General features: G+C 66.9%; 14 protein-coding genes and 1 tRNA gene. 13 read left to right on the top strand and 2 right to left on the bottom strand.

Annotation, left to right across the window (positions count from 1 at the left end):
• Positions 1–318 precede the first annotated feature (318 nt).
• Entirely contained in the window at positions 319–1,719 is a 1,401-nt protein-coding gene (locus ACW7G2_RS05465; RefSeq protein ID WP_456973524.1) for a sensor histidine kinase, read from the top strand.
• Here the strand turns inward: ACW7G2_RS05465 and ACW7G2_RS05470 are convergent.
• Positions 1,701–2,411 (bottom strand): response regulator transcription factor, encoded by a 711-nt coding sequence (locus tag ACW7G2_RS05470; protein ID WP_456973526.1) that lies wholly within the window; start codon positions 2,409–2,411, stop codon positions 1,701–1,703. The genes ACW7G2_RS05465 and ACW7G2_RS05470 overlap by 19 nt on opposite strands.
• A gap of 225 nt (positions 2,412–2,636) precedes the next feature.
• Positions 2,637–2,712: transfer RNA gene (locus tag ACW7G2_RS05475), tRNA-Lys, on the bottom strand.
• A gap of 225 nt (positions 2,713–2,937) precedes the next feature.
• On the opposite strand from ACW7G2_RS05475, the gene ccoN reads away from it, so the two are divergent.
• The 12 genes from ccoN (at position 2,938) to nirK (ending at position 14,209) form a co-directional block, all read left to right on the top strand.
• Positions 2,938–4,431 (top strand): cytochrome-c oxidase, cbb3-type subunit I, encoded by a 1,494-nt coding sequence (gene ccoN / locus ACW7G2_RS05480; protein WP_456973528.1) that lies wholly within the window; start codon positions 2,938–2,940, stop codon positions 4,429–4,431.
• Between the two features lie 21 nt (positions 4,432–4,452).
• Entirely contained in the window at positions 4,453–5,088 is a 636-nt protein-coding gene (ccoO, locus tag ACW7G2_RS05485) for a cytochrome-c oxidase, cbb3-type subunit II (protein ID WP_456973530.1), read from the top strand.
• 4 nt (positions 5,089–5,092) lie between these two features.
• Positions 5,093–5,245: a CcoQ/FixQ family Cbb3-type cytochrome c oxidase assembly chaperone gene (locus ACW7G2_RS05490; protein ID WP_456973532.1), complete on the top strand. Its 153-nt coding sequence runs from the start codon at positions 5,093–5,095 to the stop codon at positions 5,243–5,245.
• Complete coding sequence (gene ccoP / locus ACW7G2_RS05495) at positions 5,242–6,189, top strand: cytochrome-c oxidase, cbb3-type subunit III (protein ID WP_456973534.1); 948 nt, start codon at positions 5,242–5,244, stop codon at positions 6,187–6,189. The genes ACW7G2_RS05490 and ccoP overlap by 4 nt, the downstream gene beginning before the upstream one ends.
• Complete coding sequence (locus ACW7G2_RS05500; protein ID WP_456973536.1) at positions 6,186–6,485, top strand: hypothetical protein; 300 nt, start codon at positions 6,186–6,188, stop codon at positions 6,483–6,485. The genes ccoP and ACW7G2_RS05500 overlap by 4 nt, the downstream gene beginning before the upstream one ends.
• A 6-nt stretch (positions 6,486–6,491) precedes the next feature.
• Positions 6,492–8,045, top strand: a complete 1,554-nt coding sequence (locus ACW7G2_RS05505; protein ID WP_456973538.1) for a 4Fe-4S dicluster domain-containing protein — start codon at positions 6,492–6,494, stop codon at positions 8,043–8,045.
• A complete protein-coding gene (locus ACW7G2_RS05510; RefSeq protein WP_456973540.1) occupies positions 8,042–8,560 on the top strand; it encodes a FixH family protein in 519 nt (172 codons plus the stop codon). The genes ACW7G2_RS05505 and ACW7G2_RS05510 overlap by 4 nt, the downstream gene beginning before the upstream one ends.
• Positions 8,557–10,998 carry a heavy metal translocating P-type ATPase gene (locus ACW7G2_RS05515; protein WP_456973542.1) on the top strand — a complete coding sequence of 814 codons (2,442 nt, stop codon included), beginning with the start codon at positions 8,557–8,559 and terminating at the stop codon, positions 10,996–10,998. The genes ACW7G2_RS05510 and ACW7G2_RS05515 overlap by 4 nt, the downstream gene beginning before the upstream one ends.
• Positions 10,995–11,195 (top strand): cbb3-type cytochrome oxidase assembly protein CcoS, encoded by a 201-nt coding sequence (gene ccoS / locus ACW7G2_RS05520; protein ID WP_456973544.1) that lies wholly within the window; start codon positions 10,995–10,997, stop codon positions 11,193–11,195. Before ACW7G2_RS05515 ends, ccoS begins: the two co-directional genes overlap by 4 nt.
• Entirely contained in the window at positions 11,185–11,910 is a 726-nt protein-coding gene (locus ACW7G2_RS05525; RefSeq protein ID WP_456973546.1) for a sulfite exporter TauE/SafE family protein, read from the top strand. Before ccoS ends, ACW7G2_RS05525 begins: the two co-directional genes overlap by 11 nt.
• A gap of 126 nt (positions 11,911–12,036) precedes the next feature.
• Positions 12,037–12,489, top strand: a complete 453-nt coding sequence (gene azu / locus ACW7G2_RS05530; protein WP_456973548.1) for an azurin — start codon at positions 12,037–12,039, stop codon at positions 12,487–12,489.
• Between the two features lie 553 nt (positions 12,490–13,042).
• On the top strand, positions 13,043–14,209 hold the full coding sequence (gene nirK / locus ACW7G2_RS05535) for a copper-containing nitrite reductase (RefSeq protein WP_456973550.1): 1,167 nt from the start codon (positions 13,043–13,045) through the stop codon (positions 14,207–14,209).
• Positions 14,210–14,228: the final 19 nt, after the last annotated feature.

Here is a 14,228-nt window from a genome sequence, read left to right on the forward strand (position 1 = left end):
CTGCGGCGCAAAAGTGCGTCGGACGGGTAACTCAGGTGGTTCCCCCACTCCCGGCCCCGGGAGCTTCGACCCTGTTGCGGCGCTGCTGGCCCCGACAACAGGGATTGCGCCAAAAAGTGACCAACAACGGCAGCTCTCGCAGCGGCAGCGAAAAGTAACGCTCCTTTGCGAATTGGCCTCACCAACAAAGCGTGATAGTAATCACGGCCAAGGCCGGACTCACCCACCAACACCCGCCAAAACTCACTATCGGTGAGGAAGCCCCTGCGGCTGTGCGGCGCTTGCGGCACACTGGCTCACCCGCGATCACGCCCCCCTATGAGCGCAACCCCAAGCCCCTGGCATCGCGCCCAGCAATGGCTGCAGCACGTGCCGATCGCCGACCCGGTCGACCGCCGCAATGCGCCGATGCTGCAACTGGTGCTGCTGCTCATCGGTATCCCGGTGCCATTGCTCTGGCTGTACCGCATCCTCGGCACGGACATCGCCTGGCGGCCGGGTGAAACCATGGGCCTGGCTACGGGCCTGATCCTCTCGGCAATGGCCCTGTTCTGCTTCGCGCTGGTGCGCCGGGGCCATTTCCAGTGGGCAATCCGGCAGATGCTGGCCGTGGTCGCCGCGACGCTGCTGCTGACCTACGCCAGCCGGGGGATATCCGCGCACGTGCACGAACTGCCGCTGCAGGTGATGTGGCTGTTCGTGGCCGGGATGATGATCGGCCGCTGGGCGCTGTGGACGATGTATGCGGTGCTGGCGGCCTCGCTGACCATGGGGGCGGTCAGCGAGGCCAGGATTCTGGGCGAGCCGCTGTCGCACCTGCTTGGCGATGCGGTAATCCGCTCAACGATGTTCCTGGTGATTGCGGTGGTGGTGGACCGGAGCACGCGCTCGCTGCGCGACAGCCTGTCGGACGCCATCGCGCGCGGACAGGAGTTGGAGACTGCCAACCGGCGCCTGGAAGCGGAAATCGTGGCCCGCGAGCGCGCCCAGGAGCAACTTCTGCACGCACAGAAGATCGAGACCGTCGGCCACATGGCCAGCGGAGTAGCGCACGATTTCAACCATCTGCTGGGCCTGATACTGGGCTATGCCCAGCGGGCCAGGACTGCCGAGCACGAGGCCGAGCTGCGCCAAGCGGTCGGCGGAATGGAGTCGGCCGCAAAGCGCGCCAGCGCACTCACCCGCGGGCTGCTCAGCTTCAGCCGCTACGACGCCACAAAGGCCGAGCGTTTCGAGGCGGGCGAGGCGCTGGAAGACATACTGCCCATGCTGCGCCAGGCGCTGGGGCCGCGCATCACGCTCGATGTCAGCCTGGCTTCCGGCCCCTCACCGGTGGTCTTCGACCGCGCCCAGTTCGACCTGGTGGTGCTCAACCTGGCCACCAACTCGGCCCAGGCCATGCCGCAGGGCGGGCGGGTGGAACTGGAGCTGGAACTGGCCGACCCGGCTGCCGTGCGCATCGCGCTGCGAGACGGTGGGCCTGGCATTCCGGCCGGGGTGCAGGCGCGGATGTTCGAGCCGTTCTTCACCACCAAGCCTTGCGGCCAGGGCACCGGGCTGGGGCTGGCGATCGTGCACAACCTGGTGACCGCCTTTGGCGGCACGGTCCACGTGCAAAGCGCGGAGGGGTCGGGCACCAGGATCTGCATCGAGCTGCCGCTGGCCGTGGAAGACAGCCGGCAGGAGGCACGGCCGCCGCGCTACCAGGCCAGCATGTAGCCCACACCGCGCACCGCCTTGAGCGGAAGCTCCTGGCCGAATTCCTCGCGGCACTTGCGCCGCAGCCGGTAGACCAGCATTTCCAGTCGGCGCGGGTCGAAGTCCTCGGCGCGGCCGGAAAGCCTGGCGATCAGCGCTTCGCGGGACACCGGCGCACCGGTGTTGTCCGCCAGCAGCACCAGCACCTCGCGTTCGGCCATGCCCAGGTCCAGCCCGGCGTCGTCCGGGGCAACCAGCCGCCAGCCGCCGGCTTCCAGCCTCCATCCGCTTGCACCCCCGCCCGCAACGGAGCGCTCGCGCGCAACCCGCCCGGCCAGGTTGCGCAGGGTGGCCACGACTTCATCCATGTCCGTCGGCTTGGCCAGCCAGGCATCCACCCCGGCCTCCAGCGCACGCTGGCGCCAGTGGCCGCCCACCACTCCGGTCAGCATCACGATGCCCAGTGACGGCGACCGCTCGCGCAGGCGCCCGGCGATGCTCAAGCCATCCTCGTCCGGAAGCCCGACATCCAGCAGTACCAGGTCATAGCTGGACGAAAGCAGGTCGCGGTAGAGCTCCAGCGCGCTGCCCATGGCAGTCACTGCGAAGCCTGCACGCGTGAGGATCGGCAGCAGGATCTGCTCCCGGAATTCGGCGTCGTCCTCCACGACCGCAAGCCTCACCGGGGGCGGAGGACCATCCTTTGCCAGCATTCAACCAACTCCATGAACCAACGGCATACCCACGGCCTGGAAAGGCCTATCGGCGGCAGCGTCCCTTCACTGCACGGGCCGGGGAAACATAGCATGGGCGGCCGCGCCGGCTTCGCGCGTGCGGCACGTTCCGGCAAGCTGCGGCGGACTTAGACTTTGGTCGCAAGCGGGCCGGACCACAGCCGGACCGGTGGGCGGACCGGCCCCGGCAGGGACCGCGGTAAATGGTGGGTCGTGCTGGATTCGAACCAGCGACCAGCGGATTAAAAGTCCGATGCTCTACCGACTGAGCTAACGACCCGAGGGGCTTGGTCACCCTGCATTTCACAGCGGGACGCCCTACAATGGATGGGATTTTACACGCGGATGCACTTCCGGGCACCCCCCGGTCGCACTCAAGGCAAAAGCGGGCTGTGCCCGCGACCCAATGCCTGCCAGAAAGCGGGTTATTCCGACTTGATCCAGATCAAGTTGATGCCGCCCTGCAACCGCAACAATACCGTCCGGACCTAGAGACACCCCTACCATGGCAGATACCAGCATCGCTCCGGCCATCACCCCCTCTGTGGGGTCGGCCGAATCCGCAACCAAGGACTACTACAACGACAAAGTGGTGCTCCAGTTCGCCGTCGCCACGGTGATCTGGGGCATCGTGGGCATGCTGGTGGGCGTGGTCATCGCCGCCCAGCTGTTCTGGCCGACCCTGTTCGAGGGCATTTCGTGGCTGAGCTACGGCCGCCTGCGCCCGCTGCACACCAACGCGGTGATCTTCGCTTTCGGCGGCAGCGCGCTGTTCGCCACCAGCCTGCACGTGGTGCAGCGGACCTGCCACGCGCGGCTGATCTCCGACCGGCTGGCCTCGTTCGTGTTCTGGGGCTGGCAGGCGGTCATCGTCGCCACCGCCATCACCCTGCCCCTGGGGATCACCCAGAGCAAGGAATACGCGGAGATGGAGTGGCCGATCGACATCGCCATCGCGGTGGTCTGGATCGCCTATGCAGTGCTGTTCTTCGGCACCATCGCCAAGCGCCGGGTGTCACACATCTATGTGGCCAACTGGTTCTACGGCGCCTACATCATCGCCATCGCGCTGCTGCACATCGTCAACAACCTGGCGCTGCCCGCGGGCCTGGGCAAGTCGTACGTCATCTACACCGGCGCGGTCGATGCGATGGTGCAGTGGTGGTACGGCCACAACGCGGTGGGCTTCCTGCTGACCGCGGGCTTCCTGGGCATGATGTACTACTACGTGCCCAAGCAGGCCGGCCGCCCGGTGTACTCCTACCGGCTGTCGATCGTGCACTTCTGGGCGCTGATCTCCATCTACATGTGGGCCGGCCCGCACCACCTGCACTACACCGCGCTGCCGGACTGGGTGCAGTCGGTGGGCATGGTGTTCTCGATCATCCTGCTGGCCCCCAGCTGGGGCGGTGCGATCAACGGCATCATGACCCTGTCGGGCGTCTGGCATAAGCTGCGCACCGACCCGATCCTGAAGTTCCTCATCGTCGCGATCAGCTTCTACATGATCGCCACGTTCGAGGGGCCGATGATGGGCATCAAGACGGTCAACTCGCTGTCCCACTACACCGACTGGACCATCGGCCACGTGCACGCCGGTGCGCTGGGCTGGGTGGCGATGATCTCCATCGGTTCGATCTACTCGCTGATGCCGCGCCTGCTGGGCCTGAACGGCATGTATTCCACCAAGTGGATCGACGCCCACTTCTGGGTGCACACCATCGGCGTGGTGCTTTACATCGTGGCGATGTGGATCGCCGGGATGATGCAGGGCCTGATGTGGCGCGCCACCAACGCCGACGGCACGCTGACCTACGCCTTCGTCGAAGCACTCAACGCCACCTACCCTTACTACTTCGTGCGCCTTGTGGGCGGCGTGCTGATTGTCTCCGGCATGGTGCTGATGGCAGTCAATACCTGGAAGACGTTCGCCGCCGCGCGTGCTACCCGCGCTCCGCAGCCGGTGCTGCCGCCCGACGCCGCCAACGCCCGCGCCTGATTGTCTGGAACCAAAGAAAGCATGAGCAACGAGCCCAACAAGCCAAACAACCCGCACGAGAAGGTCGAGAAAAACATCGGCCTCATGGCGGTCCTGATCGCGGTGGTGGTCTCCATGGGGGGACTGGTCGAGATCGTGCCGCTGATGTACCAGGCCGAAGCGATCGAACCGCTGCCCGGGGTTGAACCCTATCCGCCGCTGGAACTTGCCGGGCGCGATGTCTACGTCCGCGAGGGGTGCCACAACTGCCATTCGCAGATGATCCGCACCCTGCGCTTCGAGACCGAGCGCTACGGCCATTATTCGCTGGCCGGCGAATCGGTCTACGACCGCCCGTTCCAGTGGGGTTCCAAGCGCACCGGGCCGGACCTGGCCCGTGTGGGCGGCCGCTATTCCGACGACTGGCACCGCGTGCACCTGATCAACCCGCGCGACGTGGTGCCCGAATCCAACATGCCGTCCTACCCTTGGCTGGACCGGCGCATGGTCGATCCGGAACAGATCACCCGCCACCTGCGCACGCTGCAGCGCCTGGGTGACCCGTACTCCGATGAGCAGATCGCCGAAGCCGCCGACGAAGTCAGCGGCAAGACCGAACTCGACGCCGTGGTCGCCTACCTGCAGGGACTCGGCCGCCACGCACCAAGAGGGCAGTGAGATGGTGTCCGGAATCGTAGCCGTAATCCTGCTGGTGCTGTTTCTGGCCGGCTGGGCCTGGGCCTGGAGCCCGCGTCGCAAGTACACATTTGATGAAGCCGCGCGCCTGCCGCTTGACGAAGAGGAACTGGAAGAAGTGAGGGAGAGGCAGTCATGACCCAGGGATGGTCCCTGTTTGTAACCGTCCTGGTGATCGCGCACATCATCGGATACACGTGGCTGCTGTGGTGGACCGGCCGTCGTCGCCCCGGCGACCCGGCTCCCGATGACACCGGCCACGTCTGGGATGGCGACATCACCGAGTACAACAAGCCGCTGCCCAAGTGGTGGGTGAACGGCTTCTACCTGAGCATCGTGTTCGGGGTCGCCTACCTGGCCTGGTATCCGGGCCTTGGGAATTTCTCCGGCCTCAGCAACTGGAGCTCGGCCTCCGAGCACGACCGCCAGCGCGCGGCCAACGACGCCCTGCTGGAAGAAACGTTTGCCGTTCACGCCGGCCAGCCGATCCCGGTGCTGGCGCGCAACGACGAAGCGCTGCAGCTGGGACGCTCGATTTTTGCCAACACCTGCGCCACCTGCCACGGCTCCACCGCCCAGGGTGCGATCGGCTACCCCGACCTCACTGATGACCACTGGCTGTGGGGCGGCGAACCCGAAGACATCCTGGCCACGATCCTTGACGGGCGCGACGGCATCATGCCGCCGTGGGAATCCGTGCTGGTGGGCATGGGCGGCGACCAGGCGATGACCCAGATCGTTGCCTACACCCGCTCCCTGGCCCAGCCGGACGCGCCGCGCGACTTCTTCGCCACCCGTGGCGAACGGCTGTTCGAAGGTCTGTGCGTGGCCTGTCACATGGCAGACGGCACCGGCAACCCCTCGCTGGGTGCCCCCGACCTGACCCGTGGGGAATACGTCTACGGCGGCAGTGCCGAAGCCATCCACCAGACCATCGCCGAGGGACGGCACGGCGTGATGCCGGCTCACCGCGACCTGCTGGGTGAAACCCGCGCACGTCTGGTGGCCGCCTATGTGTGGTCGCTGTCCAACCCGCCGGAAGGCACGGTCGCCACTGCGGCGCCCGGGAGCGGGCAGCAATGAGTCACCAGGTCCGCCCATCCGCGCCGGAGCACCCGCCCCGGCCGATGGCACAAAGGCTCGGCGCAATCCTGTGGCCGAGCTTCTTTGCCGCGGGCGTGACCACCATGGTGTTTTTTGCCCACGTCGACCCGCTGGAACTGCGGGACATGACGTTCCCCGGGCTCCCGATCAGCCGCACCCTGGGCTACACGATCGGCTTCTTTGTTTTCTGGCTGGCTACGGCGTCCTCCAGCCTGTTTACGTGGTGGCTGCTGCGACCGGCAAGCCGCTTCAACCGGACGCTGTCAGGCGACTGAGCACCTATGTCCGGCCGTATTCCTATCAAGATGCTCGATGACGAAGGGCACGACAGCTACTACGTCAGCGAAGGCAAAATCTACCCCCGCGAAGTAAACGGTCGCCTCGACCGGCTGCGCAAGCTGGCGGTGTTCTGGCTGCTGGGCATGTTCTATGTGTTCCCGTGGCTGAGCTGGAATGGGCGCCAGGCGGTGCTGTTCGACCTGCCCGCTCGCCAGTTCCACGTGTTCGGACTGACCTTCTGGCCGCAGGACTTCGTGTTCCTGGCCCTGCTGCTGATCATCGCCTCGATGGCGCTGTTTTTCTTCACCGCCCTGGCCGGGCGCCTGTTCTGCGGTTACGCCTGTCCACAGACGGTCTGGACCGAAGTGTTCCTGTGGATCGAACAGTGGACCGAGGGCAAGCGCAACCAGCGCATGCGGCTTGATGCCGGCCCGTGGACGCGGGAGAAGATCCTGCGCAAGGGCAGCAAGCACATCCTGTGGCTGGTGCTGGCGCTGTGGACCGGCTTCACCTTCGTCGGCTTCTTCACCCCCATCACCGATCTGGGCGCACGCCTGCCGCAGCTGGCATGGGGCGGCTGGGAAATCTTCTGGGTGCTGTTTTACGCCCTGGCCACCTGGGGCAACGCCGGGTTCCTGCGCGAACAGGTGTGCAAGTACATGTGCCCCTACGCGCGCTTCCAGAGCGCGATGTTTGACCGCAACACGCTGATCATCGCCTACGACCCGATGCGCGGCGAGCCGCGCGGCCCGCGCAAACGTGGCCTGGAAAGCGTGTTTGAGCGCGGCCGCGGGCTGCTGGACAAGATCACCGCCTACGACTTCGTGTTCCGCTCGGCCCAGCATCCCACCGCAGCCGATAACCGCGCCCATGCGCGCGGCACCATCAGCTTTGACAACGAGCTGGATATCGAAGCCGAGCCGCTGCCCAAGTTCGCACCCGAACAACTGGGCGACTGCATCGACTGCACCATCTGCGTGCAGGTCTGCCCCACCGGCATCGATATCCGCAACGGCCTGCAATACGAGTGCATCGCCTGTGGGGCCTGCATCGACGCCTGTGACGATGTCATGGACAAGATGGGCTATCCGCAGGGCCTGATCCGCTACACCACCCAGAACGCGATCGACAGCAAGCCCAGCCGGGTCATGCGCCCGCGGATCATGATCTACGGCACCATCCTGCTTGTCCTGGTGCTGGCCTGGGGCTGGGGCGTGGGCACGCGCAGCCCGCTGATCGTCGAGGTCCTGCGTGATCGCAACGCGCTGTACCGCGAAACCCCCGCGGGGGTTGAAAATGGCTACACGCTGAAGCTCATCAACAAGAGCAACGAGCAGGCGCAGTACAATATCGCCATTGAAAGCGGCATCGACGACCTGCAACTGATGCTCGATGACGTCGTCTCCCTGGACGCCCAGCAGGTGCGCTCCCTGCCGCTGGTCATTGCCGCACCGGCCGGTGTCTCGGGCCGGCATGAAATCACCTTCTTGATCGAATCGGCCGATGGCCAGGTCCGTCAGGAAGTCGACAGCAGCTTCTTTGGTCCCCTGCAATGAATGAAAAAGTCCCCTTCTGGCGTAACCACGTCCTGATCCTGGTCTTCGTATTGCCGGCGATTTCCATCATCGCCGGCGTAGGCCTGCTGATCACGGCGCTGCGCACCGGCGGCGACGATCCGGTGCTGGATGAAGTGCGACGCACCGCCCGCGGCGCGCAGGTCACCGACCTGAGTGCCGACGAAGCAGCCCGCGTCGGGCGCTACGTCGCCGTGGTCCGTCTGGACCTGGAGGCCGGCACGGTGGAAGTCTTTCCGGTGAGCGGGCGCTTCACCCGCAGCGCGCCCCTGGACCTGGTGCTCAGCCACCCGATCAGCTCCGCCGAGGACCTGCGCCTTCAGCTGGACCCGTCCGACATCGGCTGGCGCGTTGAGGCCGAAGTGGACACCAGCCACGACTGGAACCTGCGCCTGTCCCCGGTCGACCGTGAGTGGCGCCTGCAGGGCAGGCTGACGCGCGGGGAGCTGGCCGCGCGCCTGCAACCGGCCCTGCAGGAAGCCGGCCCCGACCGATGAGCGCGGTCGCGCCGGGCGCAACCCTGCGCGCGGACGCCGTTTCTCCGCGGCAGGCCGCCGGCTGTCACCACTGCGCCGATCCGCTGCCTGCATCGCCGGCGCAGCGCACCCTCTCTGGTACTACCCGTTCGTTCTGCTGCGAAGGCTGCGCCGCCGCGGCCGAATGGATCCAGGACGCGCGCCTGGGCGATTACTACCGGCTGCGCACCGCGCCGGCCAGCCGCATCGACGAAGACGCCCTGGATGACGACCTGTCGCTATGGGACCGCGAGGAAGTCCAGGCCGAACATGCCCGCAACGTACCGGGCGGGCGCGAGATCACCCTGCTCACCGACGGCATGCGCTGCGCCGCCTGCGCGTGGCTGATCGATCGGGCCCTGTCGCGCGAAGAAGGCATCATCGAGAGCGGCGCCAACGCCGTGACCGGCCGTATCCGCCTCACCTGGGACCCCACCCGTACCCGTTTGTCCGCGCCGCTGCGGCGCCTGGCCGCCCTCGGCTACCGGCCCTATCTCGCCACTGGTGAAGCGCGCGAGCGCGAGCAACGCCGCCAGCGCAACCGTGACCTGCTCCGGATCGGCGTGGCCGGGATCGGCGCCATGCAGGCCATGATGGTGGCCGAAGCGCTGTACCTGGACATCCACTTCACCATGCCCATCCCCACGCGGGATTTCTTCCGCTGGGTGACCTTCCTGCTGTCCACGCCGGTAGTGTTCTACGCCGGCTGGCCGTTCCTGCTCGGATCCTGGCGCGAACTCGCCCAGCGCCGCCTCGGCATGGACACCCTGATCGCCAGTGCCACCCTGCTGGCCTGGGGTGCGAGCGTGCTGGAAACGGTCCGCGGCGGCGTCCACGTCTGGTATGACGCTGCGGTGATGTTCGTGTTCCTGCTGCTGGTCGCGCGCATGCTCGAGCAGCGCGCGCGCGCCACCGCCAGCGCCCAGGTGGATGCCCTGGCACGCGCCCGGCCGGCCTTCGCCGCGCGCGAAGGCCCCGATGGACAGCGCGAAACCGTGCCGGTTGCCGCGCTCTCGCCAGGCGACGTGGCCTACGTGGCAGTCGGCGGCGTGGTCCCGGCCGACGGGATCCTGCTTGAGCCGTCCAGCTTCGAAGAAGCGCTGCTGACCGGCGAATGGACGCCCGTGGCGCGCGGGGCCGGCGAGCGCGTCTTCGCCGGCACCCTGTGCCGCGAGCGCCCTGCCCGCCTGCGGGTGGACGAGACCGGTGCCGGCACCCGCCTCTCCCAGCTCACCGCCCTGGTCGAGAAGGCCCAGGCCCAGCGCCCCGCGCTGGCAGTGGTGGGCGAACGCATCGCCCATCACTTCGTCAGCTGGCTGCTGATCGCGGCGGTGGCGGTTTACATCGGCTGGCGCATCTACGATCCGTCCCGCGCCCTCGAGGTCACCCTGGCACTGCTGGTCATCAGCTGCCCATGCGCACTGGCTTTGGCCGCGCCGGCCGCGCTGGCGGCCGCACACGGCACCCTGGCCCGCCTGGGCGTACTGGCCCTGGGCGAATCCGCGCTCGACCAGCTGGCCCGGGTCACCGATCTGGTATTCGACAAGACCGGCACCCTCAGCGATGGGCATCCCGTGCTCTCGGAAGCCACGCCGCTGGCGGAGCTGGATCGTGACACGGTGCTTTCGATCGCCGCGGCGCTTGAAAGCGACAGCGGGCACCCGCTGGCCCGCGCTTTCGCCGGCCTGGAAACTCCCCATCCCGCCAAAGAAGTCCGTGCGGTACCCGGCCAGGGCATCGAAGGCAGCGTCAATGGACAGCGCTGGCACTTGGGCCGGGCGGCGTACGCAGCGGCCGGACAGGCCGATGACGATGCCATCTGGCTGGGCAATGGCGAACGCGCCGTGGCCCGGTTCCGGGTGCAGGAAGCCACCCGCGCTGACGCCGCTGCCGCCGTGGCGCGCCTGCGGGAAATGGGCATCCGCGTGCACCTGTCCAGCGGCGACGCTGAAGCGCCGGTCGCCGACTTCGCCAATCGTCTGGGCATCGAGCATGCCCACGCCCGTCAGAGCCCCGAGGACAAGCTGGCCTATGCGCGCGCCCTGCAGACCCAAGGCCGCGTTGTGGCAATGGTGGGTGATGGTCTCAACGACGCTCCCGTCCTCGCTGGTGCCGACGTCTCCCTGGCGCTGTCAGGTGGCGCCGCGCTGGCCCAGCAGTCAGCCGACCTGGTGCTGACCGGCAATTCGCTGCTGCGCGTCCCGCAGGCGGTGGAAACCGCCCGCCGCACGCGTCGCGTGGTCCGCCAGAACCTGGTCTGGGCCGGGGGCTACAACATCATTGCCCTGCCGGTGGCCATTGCCGGCCTGGTGACCCCCTGGCTGGCCGCGCTGGGCATGGCACTGTCTTCGCTGCTGGTGGTGGGCAACGCCCTGCGGCTCACGCGCGTTCCACGCGCACATTCCAGGACTGCGGCATGAACATCCTTTTCGTCCTGATCCCCATCAGCGTGATCCTGTTGTTGCTCATGATCGGCACCTTCGTCTGGGCGGTACGCAAGGGCCAGTTCGAGGATCTGGACACGGCGGCGATCGACATTCTCAGCGAGGATGCGCCGCCACCCGGCCGGCTGGAAGATGTCCAGCCCGGCCAGGCACGGGAACGCGATGCCGATTGACTGGCTTGCCCTTGGCGCCGCGCTGCTCGCGGGCCTGATGGGCGGCGTCCACTGCGCCGCCATGTGTGGGGGGATTGCCACGGGATTTTCCGCCATGTCCACGCGCAGCAGCTGGCGGGCGGCGTTTGAACCGAACCTCGGCCGGGTGCTGGGCTACACCCTGGGCGGCGCCATCGTCGGCGGACTCGGCCACGGCCTGCTGCGGGTGGTCCGCGTCGACTGGCTGGCCTGGGGCCTGCGCGCCGCCGTGGGGCTGATGATGGTGATGGTTGCCATGCGGATCCTCAACCCGCGGGCGGGTGCAGGCATCCTCGCCGGTCCTGCGCAGCGTCTGTGGGGGGCATTGCGGCCGCTTCAGCGGCATCTGCTGCCGGCCGACAGCACGGCCAAGCGCATTGGCCTGGGCATGTTGTGGGGCTGGCTGCCGTGCGGCCTCAGCACCACCCTGCTGGCCGTGGCGTGGCTGCAGGCCGACGCGCGCAACGGCGCCCTGACCATGGCGGCCTTCGGCCTGGGCACGCTGCCGCTGATGGTATCCATCACCTGGTCGGGCGCACGCATCGGGCGCTGGCTGCAGCAGCCCCGCTGGCGCACCGTGGCCGGCGTGCTGGTGCTTGGCGCCGGCCTGCTGACCATGGCCTCGCCGTGGCTGATGCAGATCCCCGCCCTGCACGGCGTTCTGGCAGCGCTCGGCTGCCTGCCGCAGGGCACCTGAACGCTCTTTGCACCCGGCCGCAAAAGCATGCCGTCGGCATGATCCAGATCAAGGTGGTCGAAGGGCCGCATCTCCATACTGCAAAGCATGGATTTCAACCTTCGTCACTGCACAGGAGCAGCCACCATGAAACGTCTTACCGCCGCCCTCGGACTTGCCATTCTCTTTGCCGCCGGCAGCGCTGCCGCCCAGAACTGCACCATCTCTCTGGACAGCAACGACCGCATGCAGTTCAGCCAGAAGAGCGTCAGCGTGTCGTCCAGCTGTTCGTCGATCACGGTCGAGCTGACCCACTCCGGTTCGCTGCCGGTGGCGGCCATGGGCCATAACGTGGTGATCACCGAGACTGCCGCCGCCAATGACGTTGCCCAGGCCGGGATCAAGGCCGGCGCCGCGAACAACTACGTGCCTTCCGGCGATGCCCGGGTGATCGCCGCAACCGAGATGATCGGCGGTGGTGGCAAGACCAGCATCACGTTCCCGGGCAGCAAGCTGACGGCCGGTGATGACTACACCTTCTTCTGTTCCTTCCCGGGCCACTCCGGCCTGATGCGGGGCACGGTTGAAGTTACCCGCTGATCGCTACACACAGCTCTCTCCCCTCGACATGCCGGCGAAAGCCGGCATGTTTTTTTGTGCGCTGCCGTGTGTGGAGAAGTCTCTTTTCCAAGAGCGGGGAAGCAGCGAGGGAACTGCCTTTCTTCTCCTGGCTTTGCGGTGAGCTGACGGGCCCCGCCGCGGCCGGAAGCCCTTGCGGCTCATGTCCCCCGGCCTCCGCCTGCGGCGGTGGCCTCCTCCTTTACTTCCCCGCAAGGGCTTCCGGCCACGACGGGGCTCGGCTTGCGGGGACAGGCGACCACCAATCGACTCCGAACTGTTCCCGAAGCCACCCCGGACTCGACACGCGGGGGTCGGGGCCCTTGAGAGCGAAGTAAAGGAGGAGGCGGCGGCCGCAGGCCGTCGCCGGGGGACATGAGCACTCAAGGGCCCCGACCCTCGCGCCCCGCGCCGTATCAGCCCTGCTCTGAAAAGCCCTTTAAAACAAGCGTCCACTTGATTCCGATCAAGGCGTGAATAGCGCCCCCGGGAGACCATGTCTCCAGACAAAAGGAACACCCACTGGAGACCCACGATGAACGTGTTCAAGACCACCCTTCTCGCCGCTGCAATCGTCCTTGGAATGGGCGCTGCACCCGAGCCCGCACAGGCCATGGATGCCATGGAGCTGGTGCAGCGGAACATTGCCGATGCGCCTGACCTGTCCAACCTGCCGCGTCAGCAGGTGCAGCTGGTCCGTCCCCCGCATATCCATGACCATACCCAGGTCGCGGTTGGCGGGCCCAAGGTGGTGCAGTTCACCCTGCCCATCACCGAAGAGGAAGTGGTCATCGATCAGCAGGGCACCACGCTGCAGGCCATGACGTTCGGCGGCAGCATCCCGGGCCCGATGATGGTCGTGCACGAGGGTGACTACGTTGAGCTGACCCTGATCAATCCCGCCACCAACACCATGCCGCACAACATCGACTTCCACTCGGCCACGGGTGCGATGGGCGGCGGCGACATCACCGTCATCTCCCCAGGCGAGCAGGTCACGCTGCTGTGGCAGGCCACCCGGCCGGGCACCTTCATCTATCACTGCGCACCTGGCGGCACGATGACGCCCTGGCACGTGGTGGCCGGCATGCAGGGCGCGATCATGGTGCTGCCCCGCGATGGCCTGAAGGATGGGGAAAGCAATCCGCTGCGCTACGACAAGGCCTATTACATCGGCGAGACGGAGTTCTACATCCCGCGCGATGAGGACGGCAATTTCAAGAGCTACGGCTCGCACGCCGAAGCCCTGCCGGACACGCTCGAGGTCATGCGCAGCCTGACCCCCAGCCACGTGGTGTTCAACGGTTCGGTGGGCGCCCTGACCGGCGAGAGCGCGATGACCGCCAAGGTCGGCGAGACGGTGCTGTTCATCCACTCGCAGGGCAACCGTGACACCCGCCCGCACCTGATCGGCGGCCACGGCGACTACGTATGGGAGCGCGGCAAGTTCAACAACGCACCGCTCAAGGACCTGGAGACGTGGTTCATCGCCGGTGGTTCGGCCGGTGCAGCGCTGTACACCTTCCTGCAGCCGGGCATGTACACCTACCTCAACCACAACCTGATCGAGGCGGTTGAACTGGGTGCAGCTGCACACGTGATGGTCGAAGGCGACAGCTGGAATCACGACCTGATGACCCTCCCGTCGGCCGCGGGTCCGATCAAGGCCGACACCGACCTCTCCCTGCCCATCGCCCGCTGACTTCCCCCAGCCCGATGGG

It is taken from the genome of Luteimonas sp. A277 (assembly GCF_054052045.1).

Bases quoted from the DNA above. Each gene is read 5' to 3' on its own strand.
- ACW7G2_RS05465 (WP_456973524.1), top strand. From the start codon at position 319: ATGAGCGCAACCCCAAGCCCCTGGCATCGCGCCCAGCAATGGCTGCAG.
- ACW7G2_RS05470 (WP_456973526.1), bottom strand. From the start codon at position 2,411: ATGCTGGCAAAGGATGGTCCTCCGCCCCCGGTGAGGCTTGCGGTCGTG.
- ccoN (WP_456973528.1), top strand. From the start codon at position 2,938: ATGGCAGATACCAGCATCGCTCCGGCCATCACCCCCTCTGTGGGGTCG.
- ccoO (WP_456973530.1), top strand. From the start codon at position 4,453: ATGAGCAACGAGCCCAACAAGCCAAACAACCCGCACGAGAAGGTCGAG.
- ccoP (WP_456973534.1), top strand. From the start codon at position 5,242: ATGACCCAGGGATGGTCCCTGTTTGTAACCGTCCTGGTGATCGCGCAC.
- ACW7G2_RS05500 (WP_456973536.1), top strand. From the start codon at position 6,186: ATGAGTCACCAGGTCCGCCCATCCGCGCCGGAGCACCCGCCCCGGCCG.
- ACW7G2_RS05505 (WP_456973538.1), top strand. From the start codon at position 6,492: ATGTCCGGCCGTATTCCTATCAAGATGCTCGATGACGAAGGGCACGAC.
- ACW7G2_RS05510 (WP_456973540.1), top strand. From the start codon at position 8,042: ATGAATGAAAAAGTCCCCTTCTGGCGTAACCACGTCCTGATCCTGGTC.
- ACW7G2_RS05515 (WP_456973542.1), top strand. From the start codon at position 8,557: ATGAGCGCGGTCGCGCCGGGCGCAACCCTGCGCGCGGACGCCGTTTCT.
- ccoS (WP_456973544.1), top strand. From the start codon at position 10,995: ATGAACATCCTTTTCGTCCTGATCCCCATCAGCGTGATCCTGTTGTTG.
- ACW7G2_RS05525 (WP_456973546.1), top strand. From the start codon at position 11,185: ATGCCGATTGACTGGCTTGCCCTTGGCGCCGCGCTGCTCGCGGGCCTG.
- azu (WP_456973548.1), top strand. From the start codon at position 12,037: ATGAAACGTCTTACCGCCGCCCTCGGACTTGCCATTCTCTTTGCCGCC.
- nirK (WP_456973550.1), top strand. From the start codon at position 13,043: ATGAACGTGTTCAAGACCACCCTTCTCGCCGCTGCAATCGTCCTTGGA.